Here is an 865-nt window from a genome sequence, read left to right as displayed (position 1 = left end):
TTCGGTGACCGCCGCAAGGCGTTCCTGGACGACCTCGCGGTCGTCACCGGCGGCGAGGTCATCTCGGCCGAGATCGGGCACAAGCTGTCCGAGACCACGCTGGCCCAGCTGGGCAACGCCCGCCGGATCGTCGTCACCAAGGACGACACCACGCTCGTCGACGGTGCCGGCACCAAGGACGACATCGCGGCGCGCGTCGCGCAGATCCGCAAGGAGATCGAGAACACCGACTCCGACTGGGACCGCGAGAAGCTGCAGGAGCGGCTGGCGAAGCTCGGCGGCGGTGTCGCGGTGATCAAGGTCGGCGCGGCCACCGAGACCGAGCTGAACGAGCGCAAGCACCGCATCGAGGACGCCGTGGCTTCGACCAAGGCGGCCGTCGAAGAGGGCATCCTGCCCGGTGGTGGCTCGGCGCTCGTGCACGCGGTCAAGGCGCTCGACGGTGGCCTCGGTCTCGAGGGCGACGAAGCGACCGGTGTGCGCATCGTCCGCGACGCGCTGACCGCCCCGCTGTTCTGGATCGCGACCAACGCGGGCCACGAGGGTGCGGTCATCGTGAACAAGGTCCAGGAGCAGAGCTGGGGGCACGGCTTCAACGCCGCCACCGGTGAGCTCACCGACCTGCTGGCCGCCGGCATCGTCGACCCGGTCAAGGTGACCCGGTCCGCGGTGGCGAACGCCGCTTCCATCGCCCGGCTCGTGCTCACGACGGAGAGCTCCATCGTCGAGAAGCCGGTCGAGGAGGAGCCCGCCGCGGCCGGTCACGGCCACGCGCACTAGTTCCACCCCTGAAGCGGGGCGGTACTCCAGCCGGAGTGCCGCCCCGTTTTGCTGCCCCGCCCTTCCCCGGCCCGGATCGCGTTTA

General features: G+C 70.5%; 1 protein-coding gene. It reads left to right on the top strand.

Going from position 1 to position 865, the window contains the following annotated elements; translation table 11 throughout:
* Positions 1-780: chaperonin GroEL (groEL, locus tag AVR91_RS43905; RefSeq protein WP_228709347.1), on the top strand; the 780-nt coding region annotated here is incomplete at its 5' end.
* Positions 781-865: the final 85 nt, after the last annotated feature.

Source organism: Amycolatopsis keratiniphila subsp. keratiniphila (assembly GCF_001620365.2).
Lineage (GTDB): Bacteria > Actinomycetota > Actinomycetes > Mycobacteriales > Pseudonocardiaceae > Amycolatopsis > Amycolatopsis keratiniphila.
Note: the sequence above shows the minus strand (reverse complement) of the source record. Positions and strands in the feature narration are given on the sequence as shown.